At 33.9% G+C, this 16,374-nt stretch carries 15 protein-coding genes and 1 tRNA gene; 6 read left to right on the forward strand and 10 right to left on the reverse strand.

All coding sequences use genetic code 11. From position 1 onward, the window contains the following. Window positions 1–10: 10 nt before the first annotated feature. Both RM542_RS04355 and RM542_RS04360 read left to right on the forward strand, forming a co-directional pair. Entirely contained in the window at window positions 11–3,745 is a 3,735-nt protein-coding gene (locus tag RM542_RS04355) for a reprolysin-like metallopeptidase (protein WP_311384492.1), read from the forward strand. Then, the gene (locus tag RM542_RS04360; protein WP_311384493.1) at window positions 3,742–4,422 is read left to right on the forward strand and encodes a hypothetical protein; all 681 of its coding nucleotides are present in this window, start codon (window positions 3,742–3,744) and stop codon (window positions 4,420–4,422) included. Before RM542_RS04355 ends, RM542_RS04360 begins: the two co-directional genes overlap by 4 nt. Window positions 4,423–4,424: 2 nt before the next feature. On the opposite strand, the gene pth is transcribed toward RM542_RS04360, so the two are convergent. The 3 genes from pth to RM542_RS04375 form a co-directional block, all read right to left on the reverse strand. Then, complete coding sequence (gene pth, locus RM542_RS04365; RefSeq protein ID WP_311384494.1) at window positions 4,425–5,054, reverse strand: aminoacyl-tRNA hydrolase; 630 nt, start codon at window positions 5,052–5,054, stop codon at window positions 4,425–4,427. Window positions 5,055–5,143: 89 nt separating this feature from the next. Next, the gene (locus RM542_RS04370; RefSeq protein WP_311384495.1) at window positions 5,144–5,782 is read right to left on the reverse strand and encodes a 50S ribosomal protein L25/general stress protein Ctc; all 639 of its coding nucleotides are present in this window, start codon (window positions 5,780–5,782) and stop codon (window positions 5,144–5,146) included. Window positions 5,783–5,857: 75 nt separating this feature from the next. Continuing rightward, window positions 5,858–6,799: a ribose-phosphate pyrophosphokinase gene (locus RM542_RS04375; protein ID WP_311384496.1), complete on the reverse strand. Its 942-nt coding sequence runs from the start codon at window positions 6,797–6,799 to the stop codon at window positions 5,858–5,860. A gap of 153 nt (window positions 6,800–6,952) precedes the next feature. On the opposite strand from RM542_RS04375, the gene RM542_RS04380 reads away from it, so the two are divergent. The 4 genes from RM542_RS04380 (at window position 6,953) to RM542_RS04395 (ending at window position 9,849) form a co-directional block, all read left to right on the forward strand. Continuing rightward, window positions 6,953–7,033 (forward strand) — tRNA-Leu (locus RM542_RS04380). A gap of 210 nt (window positions 7,034–7,243) precedes the next feature. Beyond that, the gene (locus RM542_RS04385) at window positions 7,244–7,435 is read left to right on the forward strand and encodes a hypothetical protein (protein ID WP_311384497.1); all 192 of its coding nucleotides are present in this window, start codon (window positions 7,244–7,246) and stop codon (window positions 7,433–7,435) included. Window positions 7,436–7,438: 3 nt separating this feature from the next. Then, window positions 7,439–8,749: an alpha/beta hydrolase gene (locus RM542_RS04390; protein ID WP_311384498.1), complete on the forward strand. Its 1,311-nt coding sequence runs from the start codon at window positions 7,439–7,441 to the stop codon at window positions 8,747–8,749. Window positions 8,750–9,009: 260 nt separating this feature from the next. Further along, window positions 9,010–9,849 carry a hypothetical protein gene (locus tag RM542_RS04395; protein ID WP_311384499.1) on the forward strand — a complete coding sequence of 280 codons (840 nt, stop codon included), beginning with the start codon at window positions 9,010–9,012 and terminating at the stop codon, window positions 9,847–9,849. Window positions 9,850–10,097: 248 nt separating this feature from the next. Here RM542_RS04395 and RM542_RS04400 read toward each other — a convergent pair whose 3' ends face one another. The 7 genes from RM542_RS04400 to RM542_RS04430 form a co-directional block, all read right to left on the reverse strand. Beyond that, window positions 10,098–10,760, reverse strand: coding sequence for a hypothetical protein (locus RM542_RS04400; protein ID WP_311384500.1), 663 nt, complete (start codon window positions 10,758–10,760; stop codon window positions 10,098–10,100). Window positions 10,761–10,813: 53 nt separating this feature from the next. After that, a complete protein-coding gene (locus RM542_RS04405; RefSeq protein ID WP_311384501.1) occupies window positions 10,814–11,350 on the reverse strand; it encodes a hypothetical protein in 537 nt (178 codons plus the stop codon). Between the two features lie 138 nt (window positions 11,351–11,488). Further along, window positions 11,489–12,154, reverse strand: a complete 666-nt coding sequence (locus RM542_RS04410) for a hypothetical protein (RefSeq protein WP_311384502.1) — start codon at window positions 12,152–12,154, stop codon at window positions 11,489–11,491. Between the two features lie 161 nt (window positions 12,155–12,315). After that, window positions 12,316–12,792: a hypothetical protein gene (locus tag RM542_RS04415; RefSeq protein WP_311384503.1), complete on the reverse strand. Its 477-nt coding sequence runs from the start codon at window positions 12,790–12,792 to the stop codon at window positions 12,316–12,318. A 25-nt stretch (window positions 12,793–12,817) separates the two neighbouring features. Continuing rightward, on the reverse strand, window positions 12,818–13,492 hold the full coding sequence (locus RM542_RS04420; protein ID WP_311384504.1) for a hypothetical protein: 675 nt from the start codon (window positions 13,490–13,492) through the stop codon (window positions 12,818–12,820). Between the two features lie 142 nt (window positions 13,493–13,634). Further along, window positions 13,635–14,219 carry a hypothetical protein gene (locus RM542_RS04425; protein WP_311384505.1) on the reverse strand — a complete coding sequence of 195 codons (585 nt, stop codon included), beginning with the start codon at window positions 14,217–14,219 and terminating at the stop codon, window positions 13,635–13,637. Between the two features lie 140 nt (window positions 14,220–14,359). Beyond that, window positions 14,360–16,111, reverse strand: a complete 1,752-nt coding sequence (locus RM542_RS04430; protein WP_311384506.1) for a HEPN domain-containing protein — start codon at window positions 16,109–16,111, stop codon at window positions 14,360–14,362. Between the last annotated feature and the right edge of the window lie 263 nt (window positions 16,112–16,374).

Here is a 16,374-nt window from a genome sequence, read left to right on the forward strand (position 1 = left end):
CCATTTTTGGATGAAAGCTAAATTACATCTTGTTTTATCAATAACCATATTTTTTAGCTGGTTTTACGGATTCTCGCAAAACGAATATTGGAAGCCTGTTATTTCTTCTACTCAGGCCACCGTTTCAGATACAATTAATAAAAATTTAGAATTTGAATTAAATAACACCCTTTTTAATAAAGCTCTTTTTGCGGATGCTCAAACAGTCTATTTTCCAAATATGAAAGGGAATTTAGAGTCTTTCAAGATTCAAGAAAAAGCTATTTTTCACCCTGACCTTTCCGCTAAATATCCGCATATTAAATCTTTCGTAGGGTGGAATAAGGCGCGAGATAGAAAAGTTGTATTTAGTATTTCACATCATGGCTTACAAGTCATGTTTGTCGATCATGCTAAAGGTGAATCAGTTTTTATTGAGAAAGTTTCCAAAGGAAAAAAGCCCTACAAGGTCTTTAAAAACTCCCTTCATAAATCTTCTTTTGAATGTAAAACCGAAGATTTAAGACGTGCTCAAAATAAAACTAAAAAAGGGATTTTAATTGACGATCAAACTTTAAGAACATTTAGGATTGCGGTATCAGCAACAGGTGAGTATACCGCGTATCATGGGGGCGCAACTTCAGATGCTTTAGCTGCTATTAATGCTACTTTAACAAGAATTAATGAGGTCTTTGAAACTGATTTAGGAGTACGATTAGAATTAATTGCTAATAACGATCGGGTGATTTACACCGACCCATCTACAGATCCATATACCAATAGCCTTAATGCTCAGGTTCAAAATGTTTTGACTACAAGAATCGGTGAAAATAATTATGATGTAGGTCATCTATTTCATAAAGATAATGACAATGGAAATGCCGGGTTTATTGGCTCTGTATGCGCTAATAATAGAAAAGGAAGTGCTTTTTCATCGGCCTTAGTGCCTGAAGGAGATGCTTTTGATTTAGATTATGTGGCGCATGAACTTGGGCACCAATTTGGAGCTAACCATACTTGGTCTTTTGAGTCGGAAAATACCGGGGTACAAGCTGAACCTGCTAGTGGTACAACTATTATGGGTTATGCGGGGATTGTGGATGGAAACAATGTTGCTGGCAATGGAGATGATTATTTTCATCACAACAGTATTGTACAAATAGCTAGTTTTTTGCAGACAACCTCCTGCGCAGTTACCACCTCGTTAAGCAACGAGCCACCCATAATTACACCAATTGGTAATTTTAAAATACCCAAAGGAACGCCTTTTGTACTTTCTGGTAATGCGAGTGATGCAGATAGTAATGATGTATTAACTTTTACTTGGGAGCAAGTAGATGATGGAGTTGTCACCACAACGACTTTTGGTCCTGATAATGTGGTTGGTGCAAACTTTAGATCATTACCACCATCAACAAGTTCTGATAGGTATTTTCCTCGGCTATCTCGGGTGGTCAATAACCAATTAGAGCAGTCAAATCCGGATATAAATGATGCCTGGGAAACCATATCAAATATTGAGCGCGATTTAAACTTCGCGCTTACAGTAAGAGACAATTCTTCAGAAGTTGGTCAAACAAGTTCTGACATGGTAACCGTTAGTGTTGTTAATGATGCTGGCCCTTTTGTGGTTACTTCACAAAATGCAAGTGAGGTTTATGATGCTGGTAGTATTCAAGAGGTTACATGGGAAGTAGCAAATACTAATGGTACCGAAATCAATACCACTTTGGTTGATATTTATGTATCTATAGATGGTGGATTTAATTTTCCATTCTTGGTCGCAGATGATATACCTAATAATGGTTCGGCACAAATTCAAATTCCGGGTGAAGCGACGAACAGTGCACGAATAATGGTGAAAGCTAGTGACAACGTTTTTTTTGCACTCAATACTGTTGATTTTACGATTTCTTCGTCTGCCGTAGTTTTGAATTTTGATAACTTGGTTTTTGAGGTCTGTACACCAGATAATTTACAAATTCCCTTCACCTTTGAGACTTTTAATGGCTTTGCCGAAACAGTTAGTTTTAGTGCCAATGTACCAGATGGGCTAACTTCGATTTTTTCGCCAATTCAAGCTTCAGCAAATGCCACTCCGGTAACCTTAGACATCACAAATATTGCGTCGTTAGATTCAGGCGCATACCCAATTGAAATCATTGCTACTGCACCAAGTTTTAGCAGCAGTACGAGCATTACCCTAAGTGTTTTTGAAAATAATTTTGAAACAGTGACTTTAACCTCACCCTTAAATGAAGCCACTGCAACTTTTGTAAATCCAGACTTTTCATGGATTGAAGATGAAAATGCCAAGCAATACGAAATTCAAATAGCATCTGATGATTTGTTCACAACAATTGTGGAAACTGCGGTAGTGACTTTTGCTACTTTTGAAAGTTCTAATCTAGCATCGGAAACAACTTATTTTTGGCGTGTTCGACCCATAAATGACTGTGGACAAGGAGTTTTTAGCCCGGCCTTTACTTTCACAACATCTGTTATTGATTGTAAAGCTTTTGATACTGATGAACAACCAGTTGAAATAGTAGTTGAGACTCCTTCGACCATAACTTCAAAAATTAGTTTTGTTGAAGATTTAAGGGTTTCAGACATCAATGTAAACCTTGAAGTTTCTCATACCTATTTAGAAGACCTTATCATTAGTTTAACCTCGCCATTAGGCAGTACTGTCGTATTAACTTCCAAGTCATGCGGAAGCTTAAATAATATGAATGTCATTTTTGATGATGATGGGGTACCGATTAATTGTAGCGGTAATCCTGCTTTAGAAGGGACAATAAGACCCTTGGGTTCTTTATCATCTTTTAATGGAGAGTCACTTTTAGGTGATTGGATATTAACCATTGAAGATACCGCTGCTTCTGATGGTGGTGCTCTAGAATCATTTTCACTTGATGTTTGTGTAGAAGGTTTGTTTAGACCTGATGAGGATGAAGATGGGGTATTTGATGATGGTGATGATTTATGTTTAGGTACACCAAAAGGCATAAAAGTGGACACCTCTGGTTGTCCTTTAAATGATTTCGCGCAGAACAATTTTAATATTGCGATACAGAGTGAATCATGTATTACAAATAATGATGGTAGTATTCAAATTGAAGTAGTTGACACGGCCATAAATTATACCGCAAGTTTATCAGGTAATGGGGTAGATTTAATTGTTGATTTTACAAACAATCATTCTTTTCAAGGCCTTTCTTCTGGTATTTATACCCTTTGTGTAGATGGTAGCGACGAGGCTATCACCTATAGAGCACAATGTTTTGAAGTAGTCATAGTAGAGCCTCAAATATTGGAGGTATTAACTGAAATATTACCTGATTCACAAAGTCTTCAGATTGATTTATCTGGGTCTGAGTTTTATACTGTTGAAGTCAATGGGGTAGCCGTACAGACTATTGAAAACACTATAACGGTCGATTTAATTAACGGGAATAACACCTTGAAGGTTTTTACTTCCTTGCCTTGTCAAGGCGTTTATGAAGAACAAATAATCGTTGCTGAGAAACCGATACTTTTTCCTAATCCGGTTGATGAATATGTCACCATTCAGGGTAATGGTAATGACCAAAAGGCATTCTTTGAGGTTTTTGCCCTAAACGGACAATTAATTTTTAGCAAAACTTATGAGCAAAAAGGCAAAGAATTAAACGTTAATCTCTCTTATTTGCCAAATGGACTGTATTATGCCGTATTAACTTCAAATAATGTGCGTTATACGTATAAGGTTATAAAGCGATGAAAAAGTTTTTATACTTATGGGTTTTTGTAATGGCAGTTGGCTGTAGCAATGATGACGGTCCACCTCCGCCACCAGAAGGGGCTACGCTTTTGTTTCCTTTAGAAAGTTCAGAGTGCACGACTGGAGTGAGTATAAATGAAGATTTAAGCCAGGTAACTTTTGAATGGATGCCAGCCAAAAATGTTGATTTATTTACCCTAACGGTAATTAACCTAAACACAAATACCCCACAGGCAATAACATCTGCTTCTACTTCGGTTGCCCTTTCAATTGAAAAAGGAGCTCCTTTTTCTTGGTCTGTAACCTCGTCCAATAATAAATCTGATATTTCTGCAACAAGCGATAATTGGTTGTTTTATAATGCGGGCTCGCAAACCACATATGCTCCTTTTCCAGCACAGGTGATAACGCCTAAACCTGGTTCTACCGTTTTAATGAACTCGACTAATGAAGTTGTTTTAAAATGGCTAGGAGGAGATGTTGAAGATAATATCGTACAGTATGAGGTCTTCTTTTCAGAGCAAAACCCACCAACAGAATCTTTAACCTTAACTAACGAAATAGAAGAAAGAACAGTAAGCGTTATTTCTGAGACAACGTATTATTGGAAAATTATCACGACAGATAATGAAGGCAATACCTCAGATTCTGGAGTCTTTGATTTCAAAGTATTGTAGCCCTACGTGCCATTAAATTGGTTCATGGTATTCTTAACTCCAGCAAAAATAAAGGAAAGTATAAGCGCTGTCGCTTTTTTGAGTCGCTCCGGCATTTGCTGCATTTCATCATCATTCCACTCACCTAAAACAAAATCTACCTGTCTTCCTTTTCCAAAATCTGCACCAACACCAAACCTGAAACGATTGTATGTAGCAGTTTGTAGGGTGTTTTGAATGTCTTTGAGTCCATTATGACCACCATCACTACCCTTAGTCTTTAGTCTAATTGTTCCAAAGCTGAGGTTAATATCATCGGTGATAATCAACACGTTCTCTAAAGGAATATTTTCTTTTTCCATCCAATACCGCACCGCCTTGCCACTTAAATTCATGTAGGTAGCTGGTTTTAAACATAAGATACTTTTGCCTTTATATTTAAAGCTGGCAATTGCTCCCAATTTTGCGTCTTCAAAAGTGAACTCTTGGCTTTTAGAAAGCTCATCTAACACTTTAAAGCCAATATTATGGCGTGTGTTTTCATACTTCGCTCCAATATTACCTAATCCGACGACTAAAAACTTTTTCATGATATCTGTTTCGCTCAGAATTTCACTTTTCGATTTAAAAATGGATGAGAGCCATTTTAACATGGAAGTTGAATTTCTTCAAAAATACAAAAGCATTCAAAATCAAGTCTTTCAACTTGATCATGAATGCTTCTTTTTTCAGTAAACTAAATTTATTCAGCTCCTTCTGCAGCCGGTGCTTCTGCTGGCGCATCACCACCTTCAGCTCCTTCTTCTCCTTCTTCATCTTCTTCATCTTCAATTGCATTACGAGATGCTTTAACTTGAACAACAGCTGTACTGTCTGGGTGAAGAATTGTAAAATCATCGTTTAACAAGGTTTCAACTGCAATCGTTTGACCGATTTTAAGTGTTGAAATATCAATCGTGATAAAATCAGGTAAAAGGTCTGGTAAGGCTTTAATAGAAAGTTTTCTTTTTCTAAATAATAAGCGACCACCGTTTCTTACTCCTGGTGAATTTCCTTCTAAACGAACAGGAATGTTCATTGTAACCGCTTTATCTGCAAATAATTGATAAAAATCAATATGCAAAATTTTATCAGTTACTGGGTGAAATTGAATGTCTTGTAATACAGCTTTCAATGTTTCACCACCGTCTAACTCAATTACAGCAGTATATGCGTTAGGGGTGTACACTAATTTTTTGAACGCTAGTTCATCAGCTGAAAAGTGTAATGGTTTTTCCCCTCCGTATATCACGCAAGGGACCTTTCCAGCATTACGTAGAGCTTTGGTAGAAACCTTGCCCACGCTTTCTCTTTGGGATCCTTTGATAGTAATTGACTTCATTATATAAATTAAATATTAATAATTCTTTATTTACCCGTTATTGGCGCCCCTAAATGTTAAGGGATGGGTCTGCCTTTACATTAAAAATTTTGATGATATTGAAGTATTGTGGTGCACTCGATTCATTACATCTGAAAACAAATCTGCACAGCTCAAAACTTTAACTTTATCACTCTTTACTTCACTTGGTATGGAATCGGTTATGATTAATTCTTTTAAAAGTGAGTTTTCAATTCTTTCATAAGCATTGCCAGATAACAAACCATGTGTGGTAATTGCTCTAACACTTAAAGCGCCTCTTTCCATCATTAAATCAGCCGCTCTGGTTAAGGTACCTGCGGTATCCACCATATCATCTACAAGAACTACATTTTTGCCCGTCACATCACCAATAAGCTCCATATGTGATATCACATTGGCTTTAGCACGTTGTTTGTAACAAATAACCACATCACATTCTAAGGCTTTTGAATAGGCATAGGCTCTTTTTGAACCACCCATATCAGGCGAAGCAACACATAAGTTATCTAGGCCTAATTCTTTTAAGTACGGCAAAAATAATGTGGAAGCGAATAAATGATCTACTGGTTTTTCAAAAAACCCTTGAATTTGATCTGCATGCAGATCCATGGTAATGATTCTTGTAGCCCCGGCAGCTTCTAGCATTTTTGCCACCAATTTCGCAGCAATAGGTACTCTTGGTTTATCTTTTCGGTCTTGTCTAGCCCAACCAAAGTAGGGCATAACCGCTGTTATGTGCCTTGCTGAAGCTCTTTTAGCAGCATCAATCATGAGCAACATTTCCATTAAATTTTCAGAACTCGGGTTGGTAGAACCAATAATGAAAATACGCGCACCACGAATAGACTCTTCAAATGATGGTTGAAATTCGCCATCACTATATCTTGAAAATTTTACTTTACCAAGCTCTGCACCATAAGAAGCCGCAATTTTTTCGCCCAAAGCGGTACTCTGGGTACAAGCAAAAATTTTAGGTTCTGGAACTTGATACGGCATGCTAAACTTTTATTTTTAAGCCTTTTAACTTCTTTTTGTTAAAAGAGGTGCAAATTTAAAAATTAATCTCGGTTGCTAAAGGATAATTGTATGAATTTTAGTTTTTGAAATGAAATTATTTTTTAGCTTTGCAACCCGTTCAAAATTTTTCATGCTCGAGTGGCGGAACTGGTAGACGCGCTGGATTCAAAATCCAGTTCCTTTGGAGTGTGGGTTCGATTCCCACCTCGAGTACTTTACAAATCCTCAACTATTTAAAAATAAGATAGTTGGGGATTTTTTTGGTAAAAATCTTTCCGAACTATTTAAAAATCTACAATTTTCCTTCGGGTTAAACATAAACCCAACTCGCCTAAGCTGATACCAATTAATTTAGAGCAATAGACTTGTAAGAAATAGCAAATTATTATAATAAGTGTAATTTAACCTCCCAATAAGATTACAATGAGAAAAACATTATTTATCATCGGGTTGATAATAGCCTTGATAACCATAATTTATAGTTTTTTTGGAATGGGGGACACAGGTGATTTTTTTGGTATTGAATTAAATATTTGGATATATCGCTTAATTTGGCTTGTGTTATTTGGTGTAATTCTAAAAGGATATTTGAAAGAATCTGGAAAATTGAAATAAAGGATGAAAATCAAATTTATAACATTGACCGCCATACTGGCTTTTGCATTTGGCCTGAGCGCTCAGGAAAGATTCAATAATAGCTGGACCTCAGTTTCTCAAGTTGTCAATATTGATGCCTATCTAGGTATGGAGTTTAAGTTGTCTGGTCTTCTAAAAAAGAACCCCGGTAATGAATCCGGCTTATCATCAATATGGGCAAGGGTAGATACCAAAGATGGTTCAGGTGGTTTCTTTTCGAACCCGTATAATGAATTTGAAGTGGGAAATTCTTGGAAGCATTTCAAAATTAATGGTAAAATAGACGAAACTGCCAAACATTTAGTAGTGGGAGTTTTTTGCATGAACAACGGTCTTTTTTATTTTGACGACATTCTACTAAGAATAAAAACTAAAGAAAACAAATGGAAAGAAATCCCCTTGGTAAATCCGAGTTTTGAGGAAGAAACTGATACTGGACAGGATATCTGGGGGGACTACTATAGCTCTTTGGTAAACCAGTTTTCGATTAATATCGAGAATGATAAAGAGAACCAAGAAAATAAAGTTCTTAAAATTGTCGGGACAGGCGTACCAGGTGCAAATAAAGAAATGGGCAACTATGCTGAAGTAAATGGTGTCAATATATACTATGAGATTTATGGAAAGGGAGATCCTCTTCTTCTTCTACACGGAGCGGGTCAGTCGATAGGGGATTATATCAATCAAATCGATGAATTTGCTCAAAACTTTAAGGTAATAGCAATTGATAGTAGGGGAAGGGGAAACTCATCAGACAATAAGGATACTTTAACTTATGTCAACCAAGCCAAAGATGTCAAAGGGTTGATGGATGTTTTAAAGTTGGACTCAGTAGATATAGTAGGCTGGAGTGATGGGGGAATCATCGGTATTATTCTGGCAAAAGACTATCCTGAAAGAGTTAAAAAATTGGTTGCTATGGGAGCCAATATCTTTCCTGATGGATTGCTTGATGAACGATTGGAAAGTCACAGGCAAAAACTTAAAGAAATGAAATCTAAGGGCACGGATTCCCAAAGCATCAATTATAAACTTTACAACTTGTTGTCAAACTATCCTCAAATAGATTTTCCTGATTTGAAACAAATTAAAGCACCTACTCTTGTAGTGGCGGGTGATCATGATGTTATAAAAGACGAACATACTGTCAAGATTTTCCAATCTATCCCCAATGCACATCTAGCTATACTTCCAGGGACCACACATTGGTTTCCCCAGGAAGACCCAAAATTATTTAATAAATTGGTATTGGATTTTTTGAATAAAGAATTCAGTAAACCAGACAGATATTAGTTGTCAAAAAAAGATTACATCTAAGTCTTGAAAGGCATCTTTAAATAGCTATTTTTCATTAGGCGGTATTGTTATAATATTTCTTGAATTTAACCATTATTTTAATTGGTTCTGTGAATCGATGATTCAATATTTAGTAAATTTATATTGTTATACCTAACAGTAATTCTACTGTAATCCATTCCCCCTATTTTTGACGTTATCGCGAAAATTTATCGCGCTTAATTTTATTATTAATTGAAACCTAAATTCTTATAATTATGGCAACTAACAATTTTACAAAAACGACTGCCTCAATTGCAGCATGGAATCTAGCAACATTCAACCCTCTTTCTGAGGAACGAATACAACTACAGGCAAAGGGTCTAAAATTACTTGACGCTGAGTTAATTACCCTAGTGGAAATCAAAAATGAAAATCATTTAAAAAGTCTAGCAAACCATTTGTCTGATGGCCAAGTGCATTATGATTATGTTTTTAAGGAACAAAGCCCTACCGGAGGAAACGCTAATCATGGTTCTATGCATATTGGAGTTTTATTTAAAAAAGGTGTCGAAATTAGCAATGTAGCACTATTGCAGGGCTCAGACTTAGCTAACCCAGGGTATCGGAAGGCCTTTCTTTGTGATGTAGTACTAGGTAAATTTAGCACGAAATTAATAGGAGTTCATTTAAAGTCAGGAAGAACTTTAGAGAATCAAAAAGTTAGAGATGAGCAATGTAAGGTGATAGGGGAATATATCAAAAATTTAAGGGGCGGTCCCGACCGAAATCCCGACGTTTTGTTGATGGGAGATTTCAACATGATACCTGGTCAAGACATTAGTAATTTTCATTTGCTCGGAGGAGATGATATCATGGATTTTGTTTCATCGTGGGATCTTCAAGAACGCTATTCGCATATCTTACCATCTGGTCGAGAAAACTTACTTGACGGTTTTGCAATTAGTAAAAGATATAGTACTGAATATATCAAAGGAAGTCTTCGTTTATTTCCAATGCATTGGACTATGGGAATGGGACAAGCTAAATATCGGGATGAAGTTTCTGACCACCTGCCATTTGTCGCATCATTTGATATTTCAAAAAGTAGAGACTAAAGGCTTTGGCACTATGGCTTTATTTCCGTCTTTTTGAATAGCTTCTGGCTTGTAATGAAATTTTAATCATTGACTAAAAGGTCACATCAACGATTCCATTTATGTTTTAGAATAATGATTTTTACAAGAAGTTTTGGAAGGCTTTGAACGACGGACTCCCTTTAATATTGGTTTATATTCTTGTTCCAGCATTAGTTATTATAGTATTGTATTACTTGATAAAATAAAAAATAGATAATTGGAAGAAATCAGATGAGGTTAATACCTTCTCTAAATCGATTAAATTCATCTTCTTCAACTTGATTAGCTTCTTTACAATCTACAAAATCAAAACAATAGTAGTAAGAACCGTGTTCTGCATAAACCATTTTTGTCTGTACTCTTAGTGCTTTTGATAATTCTTCATGAAGCAAGGTGTATTCCAAATCATATTCTATAATAGATACATTACCATTTGTTGACACATATTTTTTATTAATTAAATCGGAGTCTTTAATATAATTCATTCTTGCAGATGCCATTGTATCTGAATATTGTTCTAAACCCTCGAAGTTATATTCTTCATAATCCGATTTCGGTTCAGCCCAAACAGCAATACTTGGTGAATATTTGCCTATATTTTGCGGGTTATTTTGGTCATATTTAGCAATTATACATATTGGTTCGCCCGTATTTTCCCAAACATATTGCTCGATATCTTTCCATTCATCTGCTAATGATAGTTTCTTTTTTAATTCAACTAAATCTGAAACCTTAACATAGTGCCAGTTATTAGGTTTGTAAAATGCGAGACCCAAAGCACGATTAACATAGAAGTTATTATTTGTGGTTACTGCTCTTAAAGGGTCAATGGTTAATCCTGCTAAGGCTATTGATGTAACTTTTAAAAAGTTTCTTCGTCCTTGCTTCATTTAGTTTTAAAAATTTTAGTTGGTCAATTTTATTGGTTTATATCAAATTAAGCCTATTTATTATGCTGTCTTAATTTCATTAAAAAATTAGCAACTCTGCTTAGGTTGGATAGTAATAGGTAGCCTATAATTAAATTTATTCCGGCAACAAACCATCTGAAATAATCCCAATAACCAGTTAAACCAGTTGATTCTAGTGGGCTTAATCCTGTAGCAGAAACTTCTTTCTTAAAACCTAAATAACAGTAATGTAAAAACTCTGGTAAATGGTCTAACAACAAAAAACCACCAATAAAAATCAATGCTACTTTCACAATCTCTTCACTGCTCAGATTACCAAATTCTATTCTTTCGTCGTCGAAGGCTTTATCAAGTTTCAAAACATCAATAACAGTGTCTGTTTTTTTAAGTAAGAATAAAAATAACATGATCATAAAAAGAGCTGAGCCAATAATAATTAGAATGGGCCATACCGATGGTTCAAAAAATAAGTAACTGACATTGGTTGGAATAAAATTAAAAATAGTGAGAAGTAATAAGTAGAGAGAAAACAATCTAATTATAACTCTAAAAAAGTCTCTTTTTGTCATTTATATTTTATTAATAATTACTAATGAAAGTAAACTTAATTTCAATCCTAGGACTGGTGGAAGCATTGTCCTTCAAATTAAGATAATTGGTTTGTTAATCCAGGCTATTTCTTTTTACTATAAATTCTTGACAAATGGTTATTTTTCAAGTTCGTATAATTCTTTTTCGGTAAATGTTCTAAACGCAAACTTATATCCTTCATAAGCGGCAATTCCATAAAACAATAAATCCATTCCACTAAAAGTCTCAGTCATTATAGGAATTAATTGGTTGTAGTCAAACAAGGTTAAAGTTTCCAAATAACCTAAACCTTCTGAATTAGCTATAAATCCAATAATACTGAAGAAATTTCCTAAAAGACAGCTCACTAATGCAATTATACCACCTGAAATACCAAAAATTTGGTCAATTCCTTTTCCAGTAATCCTCATTGAAATGCCAACACCAGCTCCAATAGCTACTGCCATAAATCCAATTTGAAATTCAGTGATAACTGTAATAGTTCCCCATAAAAGTGCTCCAATTATTCCAACTATTATTCCGGTTATTATGGCTTTCGGAAACTCTTGTTCAGATCTAAATTTCTCTAAATTTTTATCAGATAATTTATACATTAAGTCATTATGTTCAACAGCTTCAGTATCGTCAATTTTCTCTATTACAGTTTCATCTAATTTGAAAGATTTACATTCATTTTCAAAATCGGCCATTTGTCCTGTTAAATTACATAAAAGTCCGACCTTCATATCAAGTCTTCTGTTTGTACATTTTTTGCAGAATTTTAAATGTTGCTCTCTTGTCATTTTGGTTTTTTGTTTTTAAGGTTATGCAATGGTCTCTGTTATTAATTGTTTGCATTGGTTAGCTATTAACAATACAAGTACACTTTAACTGAATATCCGCAAAGATTTTCATAAGCAGACAAGAACAAGCAATTACTAATAGCCAGTATTGTAGGTGATTTTTAAAAATTCATTGCTAATCCAATACCGTTTCCGTTAGCTATAACTTTAAATTCAGGTTTAAATTCATAGAAGGTGGTTGAATTCAGTGATGAATTATATAATTCAACAGCTTGTTTTGTTTTTTTATTTACACTTGACTGAATTGGAATTCCAATTGCTACAAGTCCGGCACCAATTCCTGCTAATGTCCAGTTTGCATCTCCACCACCAATAGCAGTTCCAATGGGCCAACCAATTAGTCCACCACCAGCAAAGCCAATAATTGAAGCTAGAGTATTGTTCGATTGTGCTTTTTTTATTAAGTCAAACGCTTGTTGATCAGATTCCATTGTTTTGACTAAACCTTTCATGGTCATCAAATTTCCATCTTGAGTGTATTTGTATCCGCCAAATACTTTTTCCATTTCAATTTTTTGGGCATTACAAAAGGTCATTGTTGCTATAGCCAAAATCAAGGTCACAATTGTTTTGTTCATTTTTTTATGGTTTAGTTGAATTAAATTAATCTACCTGCTTTATTATTTTTGTACTATCCATTAAGAACATTGCTTCGGGTATATTTTCTTGCTTAATTTCAGTGGCATAAGAAACCGACTTAAAAAGACCCTCATATTCGTGCTCATTTCTAATACATATGGACTGTGATAAATCAACAAATTGATTCCAAAAACCACTAGTATGGTTTTTATACTTTTCAGGGTTGAGTTTATATTTTGGATTAAAAAAATGCTTGCCTCGAACAACCTTGAAAAATGAGTTGGGGTCATTATTTTCGTAGTCTATAGAAACATAGTCACACATTTCACCTAAAACCTCTTTCTTTTCATTAGTAACCTTTTTTAATATTAAGAGCTTATTTTTTTCGAGGTTTAGAGGAGATTTATAAATGGTATCGGAGTTTTCATAGATTACATATGAGAAGCCCTCATCCAATCTGATGATTGTTTTCATAGCGCCAAGCTCGCCTGTTCCATTATGGACCATAATGTACTTATCTTCTTTGACGAAGGCATTAAAAGAATCTCCCATTTGGGTCTCTAGGTAGCCATCTGGTATGTTTTTATTGATTGTTTCATATTCAATAGTATAATGTATTTTTCCCTCAAAATACTCTTGCGAATAACTTAGAAATGACAATATGAAAAACGCAAGAACTAAATATTTTGTACTACTCATGAATTAAATTTTAATCTTTTATTTGAACTTATTCAACGTGTTTTTGTTTGATTAGTTGCGTGGCGCGGCCATTGGATTAGTAAAAATTTTCGCAAATAGGCGAGAACAAGCAATTACTTAAAGCCATTGTTGTAGTAAGTTTTTAGCGATCAATTTTATACTGTTTTATTTTCTTCCATGTATTTTTATTTCTTTCAAATAGTATATAAACTTTATCGAAAACATAATCTGTCGGCAATTCTTTTTCATATATGGAATAATGTACCAAAGCATAATTTTTACTAGCATTAAGGTATATGGAGAATACTAATTCAGGCCATTCGTTTGCAGTATTTATTTCTCCTATATCTTCGCCTCGTGCTTTCCGAGCTAATAATTTAAGGGATTGAAAAAATTCTTTAGAGTGTGGCTTAATATTTTCATTATCTATTTTAGAAAAATTGATTTTAATATTCTTTCTTTTTTGTCTGTAATTGTTTTGAAGAATAAGCTTAAGAATGTCATTGCCATTTTCATTAAAAATTGAATTCTCTTTAAGAAAGTAATTCGTTCCTTCTCCAGGATAAAAACCACAACAACCGAATTGATAAAAACTGTAGGTTTTTTTATCTATCGACTTCAGAAATTCATTTGCTACTTGATGGTAAAGTTCCGTATCATCAGATTGTGCATTATGAACATTGGAACATAAAACTAACAGAAAAATAGTAAGAGTATATTTATTCACAATCTGTATTAAAAATTACTAACGGTTTAATAAGAAAAGTAGCGGATTTTTAAGCACTAATTTTTCGGATTATAACTGACCATTATTTTATTATTTATCTTTTATTTAAGCCACTAAACCGCTATTTTTTATATACGTTATTAGCTACAGTACTTTTTAAACAACAGATATTTTTCAAAATTATCTTTATTGACTTTAATCGAATCATCATCCTTTAGAACTTTAATCCAGTTTTCATTGAGAGTCCTATAATGACTTACTGCCTGAGGTATGCTATCTAAAGAGCTCGAGATAATATTATCTAATATAAATTCATCCATAAAAGTATCAAAGTAGGAATGGGCATTTTCGACTAGAATATCCAAATTTCTGGTGTTTTTACCATCGTGAACTATATTGTTTCTAGTTCTATATAATCTTTTAATATGCCATTTTATTCTTTGATTATGTTTCTCTAAGAATGAAAGAATTTTTTTTGTTGAATTAAGGTTTTTATTTAAATCGTCAATTCTAAATCTTAGTAATGGAAATTCGTTTAGCTTGCTGTAAAGGGATTTTCTTTCATTCTCATAATCGCTTGAAACACAAAATGAGCAAATGGCGTTGGTGTCTGAACTCTCACCTGTAAGTTCTTTAATTTGTTCAAATTCATCTTTATTCCAGGTATAGATTGATTTAGATAATTCATTAAAAATCCTTTCAAAATATTTTAAAGAAGTGATATGTCCTAATGAATTTATAATATGTACGACAGTTGTAGTCTTTCCAGTCCCATAAAGTGTCTCATAAGTAATCCATAAATTCAGTAATCTATTTTCATTCGAGTCAGATTGAATAGCTAAACTATGTAGATTTACAGCACGATTAAATTTTAATCTTGATGCAGTTTCAACTCCGAATTTTTTAAGAAAAGATTCCAACATTTCTGCAGCAGCTTTATGTGACATGTCTTCTCCTTTTGCCATTGGTGAAGTGGTTGGTTCAATTAAGAAGTGTTTGTTATCGAAAAATATTACTGCTGTTCTATCTATAGTTGGTGGATTTTTATGATGAAAATATGAGAAGAAACTCGCTAGTACATTTAGTAATTTGATAGCCTTTAACCTTGCTGATTGAGAATCAAAAGCTATAATTTCCGTACATTTTGCAAATACTTCATTCTCATTTTTAGAAGAGATAAACTCAATAGTTTTTTGGTTACAATTTTCTAGTTCTAATTCATTTAGTATTTCAAGCTTATATTTTGAACATATTTCCTTTATTTCATTGAAGCTGTCTGATACTTTAACGTAAACAGTAAAATCCTTTTTTTCAGGTTTAAAATATTTAAAAAAATGAGTTAATCCTCTGTTCTTTTGTAAGCGACCTCCGAAAAAATAGAAATTTACTTGGTGATATATATAACTTTGATGAAAGCCAACATTTATTAATGCCGTTACAAATTGACTTGCTAAAATGTTTAAGTTGATTTTTGAACCAGAGTCGAATTCTTTTTCTATTAGTCTAAAAAGCTCAGGGATAATTTGATTCAGGGAAAGTTTGTTAGATAAAATCTCTAAATCAATCTTAAATTTAGATTTATTATTCTCAATTTTTAAAGGAAAATAGATTTGATATTTCGGTCCTAAAATGCTTTTAGTGACAATATCGGTTCTGGCTTTTAGGTTAATTTCTTCAACTATTTCTTTTAGGTTAATATCTTCGGTCAAGTCATTTTTAATCTTATTAATTCGTCTAAGTGCTTCGAATAAAAGTAAGTTAATGTTTAAAGCGTAATATTTATATGAATCTAGAGTATAATCGAATAATAATTCATTTAGTCTTTGAGCAAAAAATAATTCTAGCTCTTCTGAGCCATCGGTTTTCCAATTTTTTAAATTCCCTTTCTTCATTAAGTATTTTTAGTTCGGTATTGTAGCTAACAATGGGATATAGTTACTTGCTACTACATTGCTGCTTTTGGTGTTATTTGCCAAAACGGCAACAAATAGGTACTATTAATGCTAATTAGCAGTATACTATGCGAATACTACATGGTTGCTAGTCATTGTTTATTGTTGCTTTTTCAAGGTTTTGGCCATACCTGTTTACTTGGTTAGTTATTAAGTGCCACCAAACTGAAAAACCGCGAGGGTTTTCAGAAGTAGACGAGCAC

It is taken from the genome of Croceitalea sp. P059 (genome assembly GCF_031846365.1).
In the GTDB taxonomy this organism is placed as follows: Bacteria; Bacteroidota; Bacteroidia; order Flavobacteriales; family Flavobacteriaceae; genus Croceitalea; species Croceitalea vernalis.